This is a genomic window from Streptomyces tyrfis, assembly GCF_037034285.1.
In the GTDB taxonomy this organism is placed as follows: Bacteria; Actinomycetota; Actinomycetes; order Streptomycetales; family Streptomycetaceae; genus Streptomyces.
Map to the genome: position 1 here is coordinate 50,922 of NZ_JBAGJZ010000019.1, position 18,264 is coordinate 69,185.

15 protein-coding genes and 1 pseudogene are annotated in these 18,264 nt (G+C 72.0%); 9 read left to right on the plus strand and 7 right to left on the minus strand.

Going from position 1 to position 18,264, the window contains the following annotated elements:
* Nucleotides 1-222: 222 nt before the first annotated feature.
* The 4 genes from WA762_RS16635 to WA762_RS16650 all read left to right on the plus strand — a co-directional run bounded on the left by WA762_RS16635 (nucleotide 223) and on the right by WA762_RS16650 (nucleotide 4,916).
* A complete protein-coding gene (locus WA762_RS16635) occupies nucleotides 223-1,596 on the plus strand; it encodes a condensation domain-containing protein (protein WP_335936511.1) in 1,374 nt (457 codons plus the stop codon).
* A 160-nt stretch (nucleotides 1,597-1,756) separates the two neighbouring features.
* Complete coding sequence (locus tag WA762_RS16640; protein WP_335936512.1) at nucleotides 1,757-2,992, plus strand: acyl-CoA dehydrogenase family protein; 1,236 nt, start codon at nucleotides 1,757-1,759, stop codon at nucleotides 2,990-2,992.
* A gap of 128 nt (nucleotides 2,993-3,120) precedes the next feature.
* Nucleotides 3,121-4,371 (plus strand): cytochrome P450 family protein, encoded by a 1,251-nt coding sequence (locus WA762_RS16645; RefSeq protein ID WP_335936513.1) that lies wholly within the window; start codon nucleotides 3,121-3,123, stop codon nucleotides 4,369-4,371.
* An 83-nt stretch (nucleotides 4,372-4,454) separates the two neighbouring features.
* Nucleotides 4,455-4,916: a GNAT family N-acetyltransferase gene (locus WA762_RS16650; RefSeq protein ID WP_335936514.1), complete on the plus strand. Its 462-nt coding sequence runs from the start codon at nucleotides 4,455-4,457 to the stop codon at nucleotides 4,914-4,916.
* Nucleotides 4,917-5,038: 122 nt separating this feature from the next.
* Here WA762_RS16650 and cpt read toward each other — a convergent pair whose 3' ends face one another.
* Nucleotides 5,039-5,572: a chloramphenicol phosphotransferase CPT gene (gene cpt / locus WA762_RS16655; RefSeq protein ID WP_335936515.1), complete on the minus strand. Its 534-nt coding sequence runs from the start codon at nucleotides 5,570-5,572 to the stop codon at nucleotides 5,039-5,041.
* 395 nt (nucleotides 5,573-5,967) lie between these two features.
* Between cpt and WA762_RS16660 the strand changes: the two genes are divergently transcribed.
* From WA762_RS16660 to WA762_RS16675, 4 genes and pseudogenes are all read left to right on the plus strand, one after another.
* Complete coding sequence (locus WA762_RS16660) at nucleotides 5,968-6,321, plus strand: hypothetical protein (RefSeq protein ID WP_335936516.1); 354 nt, start codon at nucleotides 5,968-5,970, stop codon at nucleotides 6,319-6,321.
* A gap of 135 nt (nucleotides 6,322-6,456) precedes the next feature.
* Nucleotides 6,457-7,341, plus strand: coding sequence for an NAD(P)-dependent oxidoreductase (locus WA762_RS16665; protein WP_335936517.1), 885 nt, complete (start codon nucleotides 6,457-6,459; stop codon nucleotides 7,339-7,341).
* 200 nt (nucleotides 7,342-7,541) lie between these two features.
* Nucleotides 7,542-8,342, plus strand: a complete 801-nt coding sequence (locus WA762_RS16670) for a DUF6585 family protein (RefSeq protein WP_335936518.1) — start codon at nucleotides 7,542-7,544, stop codon at nucleotides 8,340-8,342.
* 123 nt (nucleotides 8,343-8,465) lie between these two features.
* Nucleotides 8,466-8,591 (plus strand): annotated as a pseudogene (locus WA762_RS16675) (AraC family transcriptional regulator); the annotation flags it as partial.
* A gap of 108 nt (nucleotides 8,592-8,699) precedes the next feature.
* Here WA762_RS16675 and WA762_RS16680 read toward each other — a convergent pair.
* From WA762_RS16680 to WA762_RS16690, 3 genes are all read right to left on the minus strand, one after another.
* Nucleotides 8,700-10,049, minus strand: a complete 1,350-nt coding sequence (locus WA762_RS16680) for an FAD-dependent oxidoreductase (RefSeq protein WP_335936519.1) — start codon at nucleotides 10,047-10,049, stop codon at nucleotides 8,700-8,702.
* 36 nt (nucleotides 10,050-10,085) lie between these two features.
* Nucleotides 10,086-10,523 (minus strand): SgcJ/EcaC family oxidoreductase, encoded by a 438-nt coding sequence (locus tag WA762_RS16685; RefSeq protein ID WP_335936520.1) that lies wholly within the window; start codon nucleotides 10,521-10,523, stop codon nucleotides 10,086-10,088.
* A 325-nt stretch (nucleotides 10,524-10,848) separates the two neighbouring features.
* Nucleotides 10,849-12,030, minus strand: a complete 1,182-nt coding sequence (locus WA762_RS16690; RefSeq protein WP_335936521.1) for an acyl-CoA dehydrogenase family protein — start codon at nucleotides 12,028-12,030, stop codon at nucleotides 10,849-10,851.
* Nucleotides 12,031-12,581: 551 nt separating this feature from the next.
* Here WA762_RS16690 and WA762_RS16695 point away from each other — a divergent pair.
* Nucleotides 12,582-14,165 (plus strand): 4-hydroxyphenylacetate 3-hydroxylase N-terminal domain-containing protein, encoded by a 1,584-nt coding sequence (locus WA762_RS16695; protein ID WP_335936522.1) that lies wholly within the window; start codon nucleotides 12,582-12,584, stop codon nucleotides 14,163-14,165.
* Nucleotides 14,166-14,265: 100 nt separating this feature from the next.
* Here the strand turns inward: WA762_RS16695 and WA762_RS16700 are convergent, their stop codons facing one another.
* The 3 genes from WA762_RS16700 to WA762_RS16710 form a co-directional block, all read right to left on the minus strand.
* Nucleotides 14,266-16,197, minus strand: a complete 1,932-nt coding sequence (locus WA762_RS16700; RefSeq protein WP_335936523.1) for a thiamine pyrophosphate-binding protein — start codon at nucleotides 16,195-16,197, stop codon at nucleotides 14,266-14,268.
* A 194-nt stretch (nucleotides 16,198-16,391) separates the two neighbouring features.
* Complete coding sequence (locus WA762_RS16705; protein ID WP_335936524.1) at nucleotides 16,392-17,390, minus strand: class I SAM-dependent methyltransferase; 999 nt, start codon at nucleotides 17,388-17,390, stop codon at nucleotides 16,392-16,394.
* Nucleotides 17,391-17,518: 128 nt separating this feature from the next.
* Nucleotides 17,519-18,190 (minus strand): prephenate dehydrogenase/arogenate dehydrogenase family protein, encoded by a 672-nt coding sequence (locus tag WA762_RS16710; RefSeq protein ID WP_335936525.1) that lies wholly within the window; start codon nucleotides 18,188-18,190, stop codon nucleotides 17,519-17,521.
* Nucleotides 18,191-18,264 lie beyond the last annotated feature (74 nt).

Below are 18,264 nucleotides of genomic sequence, written 5' to 3' on the forward strand. Positions count from 1 at the left end.
CCACCCGTCGAACCACCGAACCGCCACCCGAAGACTGCCGTCCGACACCCACCATCCCGCCCACCCACCATCCCGCCAATCCGCCGAACCACCGCCCCGCCCTGCCTCCCATCCCCTCTCTGCTGTCTGTCGTTCCGTCATCCGCCGTGCCCCGCCCCGGGCTCGGCACCACCCCGGTCGGCATGCCGGACCGGTCACCGAATGAGAAAGGACTGGTCTTCCGTGACCATCACTGACGTGCGGCCGGAGTCGAACGAACCGGGCCGGCGCATCCCGCTCTCCTACAACCAGGAGTTCCTGCGGGGCTTCGACAAGGGCACCACGGACGGCGCGTTCGGCCACCGTCACACCCTCGTCTGCGGCTGGCGGGTCACCGGCGCCGTGGACACCGACGCCCTTCGCGGGGCCCTCGACGACGTCGTGGAACGGCACGAGGTCCTGCGCACCTCGGTGCTCGGCGACGCGGCCGGCGGCCACCAGGTGGTGCACCCGCCGGCCCCGGCGGAGCTGCGGGTGGTGGACCTGCCGGTCGACGGCGGTACGCGCGAGGAGCGCGCCGAGGCGTTCCTCAACGGCCTGGACGCCGCCCCGTTCTCCGTGACCCGGCTCCCGCACATCCGGGCCGAGTTCGGACGCTTCGACGCGAACGACGGGGTGCTGGTGCTCGTCACCCACCACACGGCCACCGACGCCTGGTCGCTCCAGGTGATCATGCGGGACCTGGCGGACTTCTACGAGGCCCGTGCCGAGGACCGGCGGGCCGCGCCCGAGCCGGCGTACCAGTACCAGGAGTTCGCGCGTCGGCAGCTGGAGAACGCCGGCAGCCCGCGCATGGACCGCGAGCGCGCCTACTGGCGCGACCGGCTCGCCGGCGCGCGGATCACCGGCGTCACCACCGACCGGCCGCGCGAGGAGGTGCCCAGCGCCTACGGCGTGCATCGGTTCGTGTTCGACATGGAGCTGTCGCGGCGTGTCACCGACTTCGCGCGGGCCACCCGCAGCACCCCGTTCATGGTGCTGGCCGCGGCGTACAGCGTGCTGCTGCGCCGTCGCACCGGCATCGCGGACGTGGTCTTCCCGACGTTCTCCTCCGGCCGTCAGGAGGAGCGGCTCACGGACTCCGTCGGGCCGTTCTTCAATTTCGTGCCGATCCGGATCGACACCACGGAGTGCGCCACGCTCGCCGACGTCCTCGACCGGGCGCGGACCGCGTGCCTGGGGGCGTACGAGCACGAGATCCCGTTCGCGCGGATCGCCGAGGACAGTCCGGCGCTGCTGGCGCCGTTCGCGGACGGGTTCCTGGCCGTGGTCGCGTTCGAGGTCCTGCAGTCCCCGTACCCGCTGGACGACCGTGCCGTCGCCGGCGCGCGGTTCAGCGAGATCCGCCGCAGGGTCCTTTCCCAGGAGGTCAGTTCGGCGATTCCGGACGGCGGGCTGTGGGCGATGGACGTCCTGCCGGGCGGGGAGCTCGCCGGAAGCCTCAAGTTCGACCACAACCGGTTCGACGAGGCGACCGCGGTCGGCCTCGTCGAGGAGTTCCGCGCCCTGCTGCGCGGCCTCGTCGAGGCCCCCGGCACACCGCTGTCCGACGCCTGACCCGGCGCCCGGGGCCGACGTCGGCCCCGGCGCCCGGCCCGACGTCGGCCCGGGCGTCCGCCGGCACGTCCGCACCCGCCGCCATGTCCACGCCCGGCGCGCGTCACGGCCCGGCCCGTGACGTCGTCCCACGACCCGCGAGAAGGGGAACCGATCCACGATGACCACCACCCTGGCCGACACCGTCGCCGCGCCCGCGGCGCCCCCCGAGCCCGACCTCACCCCGGACGAGGTCGTGGCCCGTGCCGAGGCCCTGGCCGCGACTCTCGTCGAGCGGCAGGCCGAGACCGAGCGGCGCGGCTTCTACGCCGAGGACACCCATGAGGCGTTCTCCCGGGCCGGCTTCTACCGCATCCTCGTGCCGCGCCGTTACGGCGGTTACGAGTTCGGGCCCGCCACCTTCCTGCGGGTGGCCACCGCGCTGGCCCGGGGCTGCCCGTCGACCGGCTGGATGTACTTGTTCGGCGCGGCCCACGCGCTGGTCGCGGGCACGCTGTTCGACGAACGCGTACAGAACGAACTCTTCGCGTCCGGAGAGTTCATCTGCCCGGCGACCGTCGCCCCGGCGGGGAGCGCCGAGCCGGACGGCGAGGGCGGCTGGATCCTCAGCGGCACCTGGAACTACTGCTCCGGCGCGCCCTACGCCACGCACTTCATCGGCCACACGCTGGTGTCGCAGGGCGAGGGGCTGCCGCCCGCGCCGATGCTGTTCGTCGTCTCCCGCGACCAGTTCGAGCGCCTCGACGACTGGGGCGACCAGCTCGGTCTCAAGGGCAGCGGCTCGCACAGCCTGCGCGTCGACGGCGCCCGGGTGCCCGGTCACCGGACCCTGGGCGGCCACCTCAGCCAGATCACCGTCACCGACGACACCCCGGGGCGGCGCCTGCACGGGGCCGAGTACGGCGGCGGCCCGCTCAGCTTCATGCTGCTCGAACTCGGCGCGCTCGCCATCGGCATGGCCAAGGGCGCGCTGGACGCGTACGAGGAGCTGATGCGTACCCGTACCACCTCGTTCTTCCCCATCGTGCCGCGCACCGAGGACCCCGACTTCCAGTTCCGCTACGGCGAGGCCACCGGCCTCATCGCCACCGCCGAGGCGGCCATGCGCGACGCGGTCCGCCAGTGGCAGGAGCTGTGCCTGAAGGACGCCGCCGCGTTCACCCGCGAGGAGGAGCTGAGGCTCGCCACCATCAGCCGCGAGACCGTACGGCTGTGCTGGCGGGCGGTCGAGGGGCAGCTCTTCCCGACCGCGGGCTCCAGTTCCGTACGCCACGGCCACCGCATCGAACGGGTGTGGCGCGACCTGTCGATGCTGCACAGCCACGCGGGGAACGGCGTGTTCCTGTCGACGCTCGCCAACCGCGAGCTGGCCCAGGCCCACTTCGCCACGCCCTGACTGCCCCCTCCCCCTCCCCCTCCCCCCGCCTCCCTCCGTCGCCCGCCCCGCACCGCTGGAAGACCGCACCTCTGGAAGACCCGGTCCTCGGAAGACCCCGCCCCTTTGAAGAGAAGACGGATACCTCCATGGAGCAACGCTGCCCGTTCGCCCTCGACACCACCGGTCGTGACATCCACGGCGAGGCCGCCGCCCTGCGCGCGCAGGGCCCGGCCTCGCGGGTGGAACTGCCCGGAGGCGTCATCGCCTGGTCCCTCAACGGCCACGAGGAGATCAGGAAGGTGCTGACCGATCCGCGGGTCACCAAGAGCGCCCGCAACCACTGGCCGGCCTTCATCAACGGCGAGATCCCCCCGGACTGGGAGATGATCAGCTGGGTCGCCATGGACAACATGGTCACCGCGTACGGCAAGAACCACGTCCGGCTGCGCAAGCTGGTCGGCAAGGCGTTCACCCCGCGCCGTACGGAGGCGTTCCGCCCCCGGGTCGAGGAACTCACCGAGGAACTGCTCGACGCGCTGGCGGCGACGGAGCCGGGCGAGGTCGTCGACCTGCGCGAACGCTTCGCCTATCCGCTGCCGGCGCGCCTGGTGGCCGACCTGATCGGCATGCCGGAGGAGGCCCGCGTGAAGACCGCGAAGGTCATCGACGCGATGGTGGACACCACGGCCACCCCGGAGCAGGCCCAGGCGGTCCTGGCGGGGTGGCGCGGGGCGATGGCCGAGCTGATCGCCGACAAACGTCGGGAGCCGGGCGAGGACATCACCAGCGACCTGGTCGCGGCCCGTGACGAGGACGGCTCGCGCCTCTCCGAGGACGAGCTCACCGACACCATCTTCGCGATCCTGGGGGCCGGTTCCGAGACCACGATCAACTTCTTCGACAACGCCATCACCGCCCTGCTGAGCAACCCCGACCAGTTGGAGCTGGTCCGCTCCGGCCGCGCCACCTGGGACGACGTCATCGACGAGACCCTTCGGGTCGAATCGCCGCTGGTCCACCTGCCGCTGCGGTACGCGGCCGAGGACATCGAGCTGGGCGGCGTCACGATCCCGAAGGGCGACCCGATCCTGGTCAACTACAGCGCGGTGGGACGCGACCCCGGCCTGCACCCGAACGCCCCCGAAGCCTTCGACCTCACACGCGAGAACAAGGAGCACCTCACCTTCGGTCTGGGCCCGCACTTCTGCATGGGCGCCGGCATCGCACGGCTGGTCGCCGCCACGGGCCTGTCCCGTCTCTTCGAACGCTTCCCGGACCTCGCGCTGGCCGTGGACCGCGCCGACCTCCAGCCCCTGCCCACCTTCATCATGAACGGGCACCGCAGCCTGCCCGTACGGCTGACCTCACGCGTGCCCGCGGGGGCGACAACGAACTGAGACGCCGAACCGCGCGCCGGGGCGGGGCCTGCCGGACGGTCTCGCCCCGGCGATTGTCAGTGGCGCCTGCCAGACTCGCCGCCATGACGAGCGATGTGCGGTTGCGGGTTGTCGAGGACGCCGATCTGGAGCTGTTCCTCCAATACGAAAACGATCTGGAGGCGGTCCGGCGTTCGAAGTTCGCGCCCCGGGACCGGGAGAAGTTCATGACCCACTGGGCCACGAAGGTCCTCGGGGAGCCCACCGTTCGCGTCCGGACCGTCACCGTGGACGGTGAGACGGCGGGCAACATCGTCGCCTGGTGGGACGAGGACAAGCGCTTCATCGGCTACTGGCTCGGCCGGAAGCACTGGGGCCGGGGCATCGGCACCCGGGCGCTGACGCTGTTCCTGCGGCAGGAGAAGACCCGCCCGTTGTACGCCGACCCCTTCGCCGGGAACACGGGCTCGGTACGGCTGCTGGAGAAGCACGGCTTCCGGCACACCGGGACCGTGCGGTACGGCGAGTACGAGCACGCGATGCTCGTACTCGCCGAGGACGCATGAAGGAGACGGACATATGAGGAGGACGCGGGAAAAGGAGGTATGAGGCGGCACGGACGAACGGCGCGGACGAACGGCAAGGGGTCGCGGACGGCGGTGACAGCGGGGTGCCGGCGCGACCGTCTTCATCCGATCCGGGCGGCGACGGTCCGTGCGCATTCCAGGGCCTCGGTGCGCGTGGTGTCCACCTCCAGGTCGTAGAACACGTCCCGGTGCACCTTCTCGGCCTGTGACGCGGCCATGCCGCTGATCCGGTCGCCGCGGGCGGTCTCGCGGCCGGCGGCGACCTCGCCCTCGCATCGGACGCCGACCCACAGCACGTTCAGCCCTTCCAGGGCGTTCCGCCACCGCTGCTGGGACTCCGCCCCGCCGAGGAAGACGTCGTCGATGATGATCCGGGCGCCCGCGCGGGCCATCGCGGCGATCCCCTCCATCCACGCCGCCTCCAGCGCCCGGAACGCCGTGCCGACGCTCACGCTGCCGTCCTCGGCGAGATCGATCCCAGCCTCCGCCTCCTGCAGGGACACGGGCATGATCTCGATCAAGGTGTCGATCCCGACGGCGAGCCATGGATCCGGCAGCACCGCCTGTAGACACCGGGCGATTCCGGACTTACCCGAACTGGATCCGCCGTTCAACACGATTACCTGAGTGGTCACCAGGTCACGGTAGGCGCGCTCCCCGCCATACCGAAACCGTTTTCCGGAGTGGGCGAATCCGGGCTCCGCGCTTCGGTGGCGCACGCGACGCGCTTCGGTGGCGTACGCGACGCGTGTGCGCTGTGTCCGCATACGCCGATTCCCCGGCCACGCGACTGGTCACCCGTATCCGCATCCGCATCCGCGCGCCCCGTTTCCCGTACGCGCGTGCATCGTGTCCCGTGCCCGCGTATGTTTCCGGTTCCCGGAATACTGCGGGAGGACTTCCCTGCCCGTTCCGGGAGAGGCGCGGTCCCCGGCCGGAAGGTCATCCTGGCGGGGAAACCACGGCGAGGGGTCTATCCGTTGTGGTGACGGAAGTTGCTCACATGGTGGAGGGGCGGAGGTTCGGAACCGTGACGGAATTGTTCGAGGCAGCCGTGGACGTGTTCATGCTGGCCGTGGGCCTGGGATGCGTATGGCTGGGTTGTTCGGCCACACACCGGCGCCACCAGTATCCCGAGCTGGCCCGGGGGCCCGCCTGGGCCACCCGCACCTGGGGCCTCGGTTTCGTGTTGCTCGGCATGTCCCTGGCCATCGCGTCGGTGGGCCGGCTGACCGGCGAGACGTGGAGCTGGCCGTCGGCCGTGATGCGCTGGGTCGCCGGGCCGCTGGTGGTCGGCTCGATCCTGGCCTCGATGCTGTCCCGACACCGGCCGCGCCGGAACGGCCGGACGGCGGAAGCGGTGGACGAGGGGCGTCGGGCCTGAACCGGGGCACAATCCGCCCGCCGATCAGCCGGCGGACACGAACCGTCGGCAACTCCCCAGTCCCACTTCCTGACGTATAGTCAGTTTTGATGCGCCTGAATTCGCGGGCTGCCCTCGGACGGCGAGGAGTGGACGATGACTGGTATGACCGTCGGGTTTGTCGGGCTGGGTGCGATGGGGCAGGGCATGGCCGCCAACCTGGTACGCGCCGGCCACCGCGTACTGGTCTGGAACCGCTCGCCCGAGCCGGTCGCCACGCTGGTGGGGCGGGGCGCCGAGGCGGCCGACGGACTGGCCGGGGTCTTCGCCGCCGACGTGGTCGTCTCCATGCTGGCCAGCGACACCGTCGTGGAGCGGCTGCTGCTGGACCCGGCCCTCCTGTCAGCCGCGAGCGCCACCGTGCACATGAACATGGCGACTGTCTCGCCCGCACTCGCCGACCGCGCCGAAGCGCTGCACGCCGACCACGGCATCGGGTATCTGTCAGCGCCCGTGCTGGGCCGGCCCCCGGTGGCGGCGGCCGGGCAGCTGAACGTCCTGACCGCGGGCGACCCGGCCCTGCTGGAGCGCGTCACCCCCCTGTTGGCCGCCATCGGGCAGCACTCCTGGAACTTCGGCGCCCGTCCCAGGCAGGCGAACGTCGCCAAGATCGCCGTCAACTTCCTGGTGGCCTGCGCGATCGAGTCCATGGCGGAGGCGTGCACCCTGGCCGAGGCCAACGGAGTGCCCGCCACCGATCTGGTGGACATGCTCACCCACACGGTCTTTCCCGGCCCCGTCTACAGCGGCTACGGGCCGATGGTGGCCGAGCGGCGATACGAGCCGGCCGGCTTCCGCCTCCCGCTCGGCCTGAAGGACGTCGACCTCGCGCTCACCACCGGCGCCGAGGGCAACGCCCCGCTGCCGTTCGGCAGCGTCCTTCGGGACGCCTTCCTCGACGCCCTGGCGCACGGGGACCACGACAAGGACTGGGCCGCCATCACGGACGTCTCCCGCCGCCGGGCGGGCCTGCCCGTGTGATGGGGTGCCGGAACACAGGGCCGGGGCGGCTACGAGAGCGGGGGCCGTCCCGGCCCGAGGGCGCGGGACCATCCGCGCAACCGATGCGCGCGGCCGGGCGCTCTTCTCGTACGGGCTCCTCTCCCCGACAATGACCCTCAACTGTCTGGCTTTGGGGGGAACTTGTGTCGGACCGTGGTTCCACTCCTGTTCCGCCCTCCATGCGCGGAGTCGCGCGGGAATTCGAACTCGGCTCGCGCCAGGGCCTGGTATGGACCGAGCCCAAGCGCTTTCCGTGGACCGTGGTACTGCTGCCGGCGCTGATCGGGCTGCCGATGTTCTCGCTGGGGATTTCGACCGCGGTGGAGAACCAGCGGAGCCACGGCACCTGGTACTACGCGCTGCCGCTGCTCGTCCTGGGGGCCGCCATAGTCGCCGCGGCCGGGTACTTCCTCTTCCTGGCGCTCACGAGACGGCGGACGCAGGTCTGGGTGGGCCACTACCAGCACGGCATCGTCCGGGAGGTCGCCGGGCACGTGCCGGAGGCATACTCGTGGGACGAGATCGACGGCATCCGGCGGCGCAGCACCCAAGTGACGAACGGCATCGTCAGCGCCACCACGCACGAACTCTGGGTGTCTCCCCGTGAGGGCGCCGAGATCACGGTGACCGACGAGTACGAGGGGGCCGCCCGGTTCACCGACGAACTGGACAAGGCATTCACGCGCGCACGCCTGCCGCAGGACAGCGACCGGCTGAAGGCGGGCGAACGGGTCGACTTCTTCGGGGTCCACCTCGATCCCGCCGGTGTCGGGCACCTCGGCGACCGGCTCGGCTGGCACGAGGTCGGCCGGGTCACGGTGAAACACGGCTGGCTGGAGATCCACCGGCACGATGGCGGAAAGCCGTGGATGAGGCTCCCCGTGGAGGCGGTCCAGAATCTGTCAGTCTTCCTGGCCCTCGTCGCAAGGATGCGCCGGCAGGCGGCCGGGGACCGGCCGCGATCGGACGATCCGGCCTGATCCGGCGAAGGCGGTTTGACCTGGCTGCTCGACCGCGTGTTCAGGACGTCCGAGAAGGCAGCCGCGGAACTGAGGAAGCCGCACGGAAAAGGGCCGTCTGTCGCGCGGCGTTCGAAGAAGTCAGACGATCTCATCGCGTCCGTCTGCGGTTTCGGCACGACGGACACGCTGGTGCGGGCGTTCCGCCGCCGCCTGAAAACGACGCCGACGGAGTACCGGCGGCGGTTCCGGGTGCCTCCGGCACCCTGACACCGTTGCCGGGGCCGAGGGCTGTTCCGCAGCCCCGGCCCCGGTCCTGGCCCCGTCCCGGCCCGTCCGGCGAATGATGGGAGCCAGGCGGCGGGCGCGGTGAGCGGTTCAGGAGACGAGCACCTGCTGGCTCTGCCGTGAGCCGCGCAGGACCCGGAACATCATGCGCGGGCTCATCAGGGCCTGCGGCGGCTCGACGAGGCCCGCCACCCTCATGAACGTGCCGGTGACCTCGCCGTCGTGGACGGCCGCCGCCTGGAGGCGGGCCATGTAGGCGCCGCCCATGCGGACCTTGGCCGTGCGGCGGCCCTCCACCTCCGGGAAGCCGAGGTCCCCGCCGGCCGAGAAGTCCCACGGCACGTCGATGACCTTGGCGATGTCGCGCTGGAACCCGGCCGGGTCCGGCACCGGGCCACGGGCCAGGTGGGTGCGGAGCACCAGGGCCTCCAGGGCGGACACCGTCATGCCCTGGCCGTAGACCGGGTTGAAGCTGCACGCCGCGTCGCCCACCACCAGGAACCGGCCGGGGAACCGGTCCAGTTGCTCGTAGCGGCGTCGCACGCTCGCCGGGTAACGGAAGACGTCGCCGTCCCCGACCGGTTCGGCGTCCCGCAGGGCGTCGTGGATGTCGCTCACCGGCAGGGTCCTGGTCCAGGCGAGGAACCCTTCGAGGTCGGCGGGCGCGCTGTCGCCGAGCACTCCGGTGAGGGACACCACGACCAGGCCGTCCTCGATGCGGGAGAGGAACGCCCCGCGGGGATGGCTCGGCGAGGACACCGGGTTGATGGAGAGGTCGCCGCGCAGCACCGACGGGTCGCGCAGCCGGAACCGGCGGGTGGTGTAGCTGAGGTCGATCTTGATGCGCTCTTCCTCGGGGCGCGCGTAGCCCAGCTGCTCCAGCCACAGCGGGGTGCGCGAGGCGCGGCCGGTGGCGTCGACGACGAGGTCGGCCTCCAGGACGCGCTCCGGCGCGTCGGACCGGCGGCTCTGCACCCTGACTCCCGTCACCGTGGTGCGGGCGTCGTCGGTGACGAGGCCGACGATGTCGTGCAGGTCCCGGAAGGTGACGTTCTCGATGGCGGCCACCCGTGCCCGTACCCGGCTCTCCAGCAGGGGCCGGGTGGCCGACACGCACACCAGGCCGGTGGTGGACGGTCGCAGGCGGCGGCCGTTGAAGTACCAGCGCAGCTCGCCGAGGTCGCCGGTGGGGATGCCGGCGGCGACGGCCTCCTCGGTGAACCCGGGGAACAGTTCGTCGAGGATCTGCTGCCCCCTGGCGAGGAGGCCGTGGACATGCCTGCCCTGGGGCACGCCCCGACGGGCTTCGGCACTGGGGGACATGTCGTCGCGTTCCACGATGACGACATCGCGATATGTGTCGGCGAGCACCCGTGCGGCCAGCAGGCCGGCCATGCTGCCGCCGAGTACCACCACGCGGTCGCCGGTCGGGACGGCCATCGCGGTCACCTCCTTCGATTCGTTGTCGGGGCCGGCTCAGGCGGCGTGGCGCGGGCTGTTCTGGTACGCGGCCAGCAGCCACCGCCCGTCGCGCTTGACCACGACCCAGGAGGCGTGGACCGCGCGCTCGGGGCTGGGCTCGGTCTCGCCGGGGGCGAGGATGCCGCCGCGGGTGATGAGGATGCCGGACTCGGCGTCGGCGAACCGGATGTCGACCGGGGTGCCGGTGACCCGGGTGCCCTTGAAGGGGCCCGCGAAGGCGTTCGTCATGAAGGTGCGGATGGCGTCCCGGCCCTGCTGGAAGTGACCGGGAAGGATCATGGTGCCGTCGGGGGTGAAGACGTCGGCGAACGCGTCGGCGTCGTGCGCGGCCCAGGCGGCGACGATGCGCTGGGGCAGGGCGGCGACGGCCGCCTTGTCCTCGGCGGGGATCTCGACGGCGGCGGGGGCGGTGGCGGTGGTCTGTGCGGTCATGGCGGTCTGCTCCTGGTTCCGGGGCGAGTCATGGTGTGGGTCGAGGTGTGCGTGCGGGCCTGTGCTCAGGTGTGGGCTGAGGCGTGTAGCAACGCGCGTGTTCAGGCGTGGGTCGATGTTTGTGGCGATGTTTGCATCGCCGTTTGTATCGCTGTTTGTGGCGATGTTTGCGAGGTTGTTTGCGCGGGGGTTTGTGTCGGAGTTTGCAGAGAGGTTGACATCCAGGCCCACTCAAGTGTTTGTGGACAGGTTTGTCGGCGTGTTCACAGCACTGTTTGTGGTGGGACCGGCCCAGCCGTTCCGCCGAGCCGCATGTGACGGAATGTCAGATGTACAGCGTGTTGGGCTCCTGGCCGCACAGAACGCGGCCGTACAGCTCGGCGTTGGTGTTCGGGTTCATCAGGGCGTGCAGGTTGACCGCCTGGATGTCGCGGACGACGCGCTGGATGGGAACGTCCTGGTAGATCGAGGAACCGCCGCTCGCGGAGGCCAGCAGGTCCACGGCTTCCTTGGCGAGCCTGCACACCGCGCCCATGTCGGCGCGGGCGCGGGCGCGCTCCTCCAGGGTCCACTGCTCCCCCGACTCCCCCTTGCCGTCGACGAGGGAGGTCAGCCGGTGCGCGTGGAACTCCGCCTGGTCGACCTTGAGGGTGGCCTCGGCGACCTGGAGGTGGGTCAGCGGGGCCTCCGCCTGCTGGGCGTAGGAGGTGTAGGTGATCGTGCGTCCCGGCAGGCGCTCGAAGAACACGTCCTTGGCGGCCCGGGCGAGGCCGAGCGCGGTGCCGACGGACGAGGCGGAGGCGACGGGCAGCAGCGGGGTGCGGTAGATCGGCGTGGCCGCGTTGAGCTCGGAGGCGTACTGCCCCTGGAGGATCGCGCCGAGCGGCAGCACCCGCTCCTGCGGCACGAAAAGGTCCTGGGCGACCGTGCTGATGCTGCCCGTGCCGCGCAGGCCCGAGGTGTCCCAGTCGTCGACCAGGTGCAGGTCACCGATGGGGACGAGGGCCATGACCGGCTGCGGGGGCCCGTCCGGGGCCTGGAGCACGGCGATGATCTCCTGCCAGTGGCTGTGCCGGGCGCCGCTGACGAAGCCCCACTTTCCGTTGACCGTGATGCCGCCGGGAGCCGGCACGGCCAGGGCCGAGGGACTGAGGGTGCCGCAGATGCGGACGTCGGGGGTGGCGAACACCTCGTCCTGAACGCTGTCGGGGAACAGGCAGGTCATCCAGGTGGGAATCCAGTACACGGCGGTGGTCCAGGCCGCGGCGCCGTCGGCACGGCCCAGCTCGGCCGCGACGTCGACGAGCGTACGGGTGTCGGCCTCGTAGCCGCCGTAGCGCTTGGGGACCCGCAGCTTGAAGAGGCCCGCGTCGGCCAGTGCCTCGATGGTCTCGTCCTGGAGTCGCCGGTCCTTCTCCGCCTGCGCGGCGTTCTTCTTCAGAAGCGGTGCCAACTCTGCTGCGCGCTCGACGAGTTGGGCGCGAGTGGGAATGTCGGCGGTGAGCATCGGTGTCCTCCTGGACGTCACGAGGGAGAGCGGGCCGTGCCAGTGCCTCGACCGGCGGGGGTCGCCCGACGGGGGGCAGACGACGCCGGGAGAGGCACTGGAGAGACCGTCACACCCGCGCGCGGGCGGCGGCACCTTTTGGATTGCGATGTTGGCGACCGCCCGCCCAGGTCCGCACGACCGCCGAAACGGGTCCGCACGACCGCCGAAACGAGCGCCCGTCGGCCGCCGGCCGGTCTACCGGCCGGCGGCAGGTGTGGCACACCAGGACGCGCGAGGTGTGGCACACGAGGAGAAGACCCGCCCGCCCGCCGACTGCCACGATGGCTTCCCGACAGGCCCGCGTCAGTGCCCTGCACCCGTCCCACGAACCGGATTCGCGACGGACCCCGACCGGTATCCCACCGGACTCCCAACGGACCCCCGGTGGACTCCCACCGGACTCCCAGCGGGTCCCAGTGGACTCCAGCGGACAGGACTCCGGGACCGGCGCGGGCCGGGGACATTCGAGAACTCCCGGCAGAAGACGGGCAGGACAGGAAGAGGGGCACATGACCGACCAGCACCGCTCCGCCGCCGACGGGGAGACGCGGGCACCGGGCAGCCGGCCGCTCACCGGTGAGGAGTACGTCGAGAGCCTCCGCGACGACCGGCAGGTCTTCCTGTACGGCGAGCGGGTCAAGGACGTCACCGCGCACCCCGCCTTCCACAACCCGGTGCGGATGACCGCGCGGCTCTACGACGCGCTGCACGACCCGGCCACCCGGGACGTGCTCACCACCCGGACCGACACCGGCAGCGGCGGCTTCACGCACCGCTTCTTCACCACCCCCCGCAGCGCCGATGACCTGGTCGCCGACCAGCGGGCCATCGCCGCGTGGTCGCGCATGAGCTACGGCTGGATGGGGCGCAGCCCCGACTACAAGGCGGCGTTCCTCGGCACGCTCGGCGCCAACGCGGACTTCTACGCGCCGTTCGAGGAGAACGCGCGTCGCTGGTACCGCGAGTCGCAGGAGAAGGTCCTCTACTGGAACCACGCGATCGTGCACCCGCCGGTGGACCGCAGCCTGCCGCCGGAGGAGGTGGCGGACGTCTTCGTCCACGTGGAGAAGGAGACCGACGCCGGGCTGGTGGTGAGCGGTGCGAAGGTGGTGGCGACCGGCTCCGCGCTGACCCATCACAACTTCATCGCGCACTACGGACTGCCGGTCAGGAAGAAGGAGTTCGCGCTGGTGGCGACGGTGCCGACCGGCGCCCCCGGGGTGAAGCTGATCTGCCGCCCCTCGTACACCGCCACCTCGGCGGTCATGGGCAGCCCGTTCGACTATCCGCTGTCCTCGCGCCTGGACGAGAACGACACGATCCTCGTCATGGACAAGGTCCTCATTCCGTGGGAGGACGTCTTCGTCTACGGGGACCTGGCCAAGATCCAGATGTTCTCCTCGCACTCCGGCTTCATGGAGCGGTTCACCTTCCACGGCTGCACCCGGCTCGCCGTGAAGCTGGAGTTCATCGCCGGGGCCCTGGCCAAGGCGCTGGAGATCACCGGCACACAGGACTTCCGCGGGGTGCAGACCCGGCTGGGCGAGGTGCTCGCCTGGCGGAACCTCTTCTGGGGACTCTCGGACGCGGCGGCCCGCAACCCCGTCGAGTGGCGGGACGGGGCCGTGCTGCCCAACCCCCAGTACGGCATGGCGTACCGCTGGTTCATGCAGATCGGCTATCCGCGGGTCAAGGAGATCATCCAGCAGGACGTGGCGAGCGGGCTGATCTATCTCAACTCCAGCGCCGACGACTTCAAGAACCCGGAGATCCGGCCCTACCTCGACAAGTACGTCCGCGGTTCGAACGGCGTCGGCTCCGTCGAGCGGGTCAAGGTGCTCAAGCTGCTGTGGGACGCGGTCGGCAGCGAGTTCGGCGGCCGGCACGAGCTGTACGAGCGCAACTACGCCGGCAACCACGAGAACACCCGCGCGGAGCTGCTGTTCGCGCAGACCGCGAGCGGCCAGATGGACGACTACAAGGCGCTGGTCGACCAGTGCCTGTCGGAGTACGACCTCGACGGCTGGACGGTGCCCGACCTGTCGTCGTTCGACGACTTGCGCGAGGCCCGCAGGAACCTGCTCGGCGACTGACCGCCGCCGTCCCCGAGCACGGAGACGGCCGCGGGACCCCGACGGGTTCCGCGGCCGTCGCGCCAGGCCGGCAGGGGCCGCGGACAGCGGGCCCGAGGGCTCACCCGTCGGCCAGCAGGTCGGCCAGGTAGGGGGCGATCACCCGGCGCACGATCTTGCAGTCGAGCAGCAGGGTGCCGGAGCAGCCCCGCTCCCGCCAGGCGGTGACGGCGTCCAGATCGGCGGCCCGGCGGACGGTGACCGCCTCGGCGCCCAGGGCGCGGGCGAGCCCGGCGAAGTCGGTGTCGGGAAAGGTCATGGTGGAGCCGTCCGCCCCGCGCGGCACGTACATGTGCTCCTCGAAGCCGTACGAGCCGTCGTCGTAGACCACCGCCAGGCAGGGGCGGCCCGTGCGCACCAGGGTGTCGAGTTCGGGCAGGCCCATGAGCGCGCCGCCGTCGCCCAGCGCCGCGACGGTGACCCGGTCGGGCCGGCCGATCGCGGCCCCGACGGCGCCGGAGAGCCCCAGCCCGATGCTCTGGAACGCGGCGCCGGTGAACACCATGGCGGCCGGATCGGGCACGGACCAGTACATGGCGGGCCAGCCGATGAAGTGGCCGCCGTCGAGGACCAGGGTGCGTTCCCCGGGCAGCAGGGCGGCGAGGGCGCGGGTGAGGGTGCGCGGGTCGATACGGTCCGCCGTCCCGGCGTCCTCGTACGGAACGTCGTGCCAGCGGGCCGACGCGAGGGCGCGGGTGCGTCCGGTGCGCCAGCCGGCGCCGGAACCGGCACGCGCGACGGGGCCTTCGAGGCGGTCGATCGCGTCGAGGAGCCGGACGGCGATGGCGGCGGCGTCGCCCCGTACCGTCAGATCCACCCGGGGCGGCGCCGGTTCGTCGGAGAGGTCGACGCGGACGACGGTGGCCGCCGGGTCGAGCAGACGGCCGCCGTGCAGGGTGAAGGTGTCCAGGCGGGCGCCGAAGGCCAGCACCACGTCGGCCCGTCCGATCAGTTCGGCCGGGCCCGGGGCGGAGAATCCACCGCAGATGCCCAGCGACCAGGGGCTGTCGTCGAAGAGGCCGTGGGCCATGACGGTCGTGGCGTACAGGGCGCCGATCCGGTCCCCGAGATCCCTCAGCACCTTGCCCGCGCCGCCGCGCCAGGCGCCGGCGCCCGCCAGCAGCAGCGGCCGCCGGGCCCCGGCGAGCAGGGCCGCGAGCCGCCCGGTCTCCCGGTCCGACGGGGTCGGCGAAGTCGGTGAAGTCAGCGAAGTCGGCGAAGTCGGCGGGGCGGTGTCGGGGGACGGTGATGGCGAGGGAGCGGTGGAGGGCGACTGCGGGGGCGAGAGCGAGCGGTTCGCGGTGATGTGGTGCGGGTCGGTCGGGCGCGGGTCGATGGAGTGTGCGTCGGCCTGAGACGCTTCGGCGTGAGGCGCGTCGGCCTGAGACGCTTCGGCGTGAGGCGCGTCGGTGCGATGTGCGTCGGTGCGATGTGCGTTGATGTGAGGTTCGTCGGCGTGAGGCGCGTCGGTGTGAAGCGCGTCGGTGTGAGGTGCCCCGTCGCCGGTCTCCGCGCCGAGGAGATCGTTCGGCAGGAGAACGACGACGGGGCACTGCCGGACCCGCGCGGCGGACAGTGCCGCGCGGGTGTGCGCCACCGCCGTACCGGGCTCGGTGAGCCGTACGACGGGGACGCCGAGGGAAGTGATCAGGGCGGTCTGGTCGATGTCGTGCGGACGCGGTCCGGCGAGCGGCGCGTCCCCGCTGAGCACCAGCACGGCGCTGCGGTTCTTGGCGGCCTCGGCCAGGGCGGTGGCGGTGTTGGCGATGCCCGGTCCGTGTGTGGTGGTGCATACGGCGACCTCGCCCGTGGCCCGGAAGTAGGCGTCGGCCATGCCCATCGCGCCCCCCTCGTGGCGGGCCGCGGTGTAGTGGACGCCGGACGCGGTCAGGGCGGCGGTGGCGAGGACGTTGCCCCCGCCGACGAGCCCGAAGGCGTGGCGTACGCCGTCGGCGGCGAGGGCGGCGGCCACTGCGGCCACAAGCGTGCTCATCAGGACTCCCGGGTCGTGTCTTCGGGCCGGCGTCGTCCGGCCGGAGGCCGGACCGTACGGCGTCCGGCGCGTACCGGACGGGGCTGGACGGAACGGGGCAGGGCCGGCCGGGACGGATCGCGACGGTACGAATCGCGAGGGGACAGGGCCGGCCGGGACGGATCGCGAGGGGACGGGCCGGGACGGGACGGGGGTCAGGCGAGTTCGAAGATGACCTCTCCGACCGTCATCTCGATCCGGTTGGTGCGGATCAGCCTCCAGCCGCCCTCCTCGAAGACCGACTCCCAGTCCTCGATGGTCGGCAGGAAGGTGCCCATCAGATCGTGTCCGAGCTCGAAACCGAGGGTGAAGACGGGCAGTTCGGTGTCCGGGATGGCGGTGCGCGTGGCGTCGCCGATCAGCAGGCGTCTGGCCGCGGGGAAGACCTCCCGGAGTCGCCGCAGGGTGGCCACGCACTGCTCGCGGGGCCAGAAGTCGTGGCCCATCATGAAGCAGGTGACCAGCTCGACCTCCGCGAACCCGGCGTGCGGCTCCAGGCCGAGGACGTCGCCGCGGACGAACTCGGTGCGGTCCGCGAGCCCGGCCTCGGCGGCCTCCTTGCGGGCCACGTCGAGGGAGGGGGCCGCGATGTCGACCCCGATGCCGGTGGCGCCGGGGAAGCGCCGCAGCACGTCCATGAGGCGGCCGCCGCTGCCGCAGCCGAGGTCGGCGACGCGGGTGAAGCCGAAGTCGAGGTTCTCGACGGCGTTCCAGAACGTCGGGGCGTAGGTGACCTCGTCGATCTCCCGGCAGGCGAAGGCGATGGCCGCCGGGTCGCGGCGGTAGTAGTCGTCGTGGCGGTTCTCGTTGCGCAGCACGCGGGGGATCTGCTGGAACAGTTCGGCGCTGCCCCGGCCCAGCCAGTGGAAGAACGACTTGTTGCGGTACATCACGTCGAAGCGGGGCAGGGGGGTGATGTGCGTGCTCTCGCGCCGGACCAGCCCGACGGAGGCCATGGCCCGGAACAGGCCGGTCGTCGCCAGCACGTCGAGGTCGTTGCGCTCGGCGAAGTCCGCGGTGTCGAGCGCGCGCTCGCGGTACAGCTCGTCGAGGGCGCCGATCTCCCATGCCGCCGCGATGGCGAACGCCGCGACGGCGGAGTTGTAGATGGTGGCAACGCTGCGTGCGTTGCTCTGCGCGATGTCAACGGTCACTGCTCAGCACCTCATCCCGGTGAGCCTTCGACGAGGGCCTCCCCCGCCGCCACCCCGCCAGGGCACTGGGGGGCGATTCGCGTTTCATGGTCCGAGCGGGCGCGGAGAGAGGTCATCTCCGCGGTTGCTCAGCTGTCCGGGCCGGTCGCGTCGGCCCGTCGTCCCGGCGGGTCGCTCCGGCCCGGGGCCTGCGGAGAAGCGTCGCTACGGGGGTGTCCGCGCCGGGGCGCCCGGACGCGGGCGGCGACGACGCGGTCGTGCTGCGCGGGGGTCAGGTCGCGGCGCAGCGCCCCGCAGAGGCGTACGAGGGCGTCGACCGCGGCGGTGGCCGCCGGGTCGCCGTCGTCGTAGGGGCAGAGGATCCAGGTCCGGCCGCTGAAGGGGCCGGCCCCGGCCGTCGCGGGCGCCGGGCGGGGGTCGGGCGGGGTGCCCGGTACGTAGCCGAGGAGGTCGCAGCCCCGCAGCCGGGCCTCCGCGACGATGCTCTCCTTGGCGTCGGTCGCGGCGATGTCGGTGTAGGCGTGGCCGAGGCCCCGGGCCTGTGCCTCGTAGAGCACGTCCACGACGGCGGCGGGCGGGGTGGCGACCACGACGAGGTCGTCCGCCGGGCGGCCCGGCAGCCAGAGAGTGCCGGCGCCGAGTTCCTGGGCGCGGACGACGGCTCGCGGGTCCTGGTCGAGGAGGTGCACCTCGACCCCGGCCGCGCGCAGCGCGCGTGCCACGGCGAGGCCGCGGGCGCCGCAGCCGATCACTGTCGCGGTGCGCAGGCGCGGGCGCGGGGGCGAGGCGGTGGGGGTCATGGTGGCCTCCTGGTGGGCTTCGGGGGCGGAGGAGGATTCGGTGGCCGGGGCGGGGGCGAGGGCGGTACGGGGCG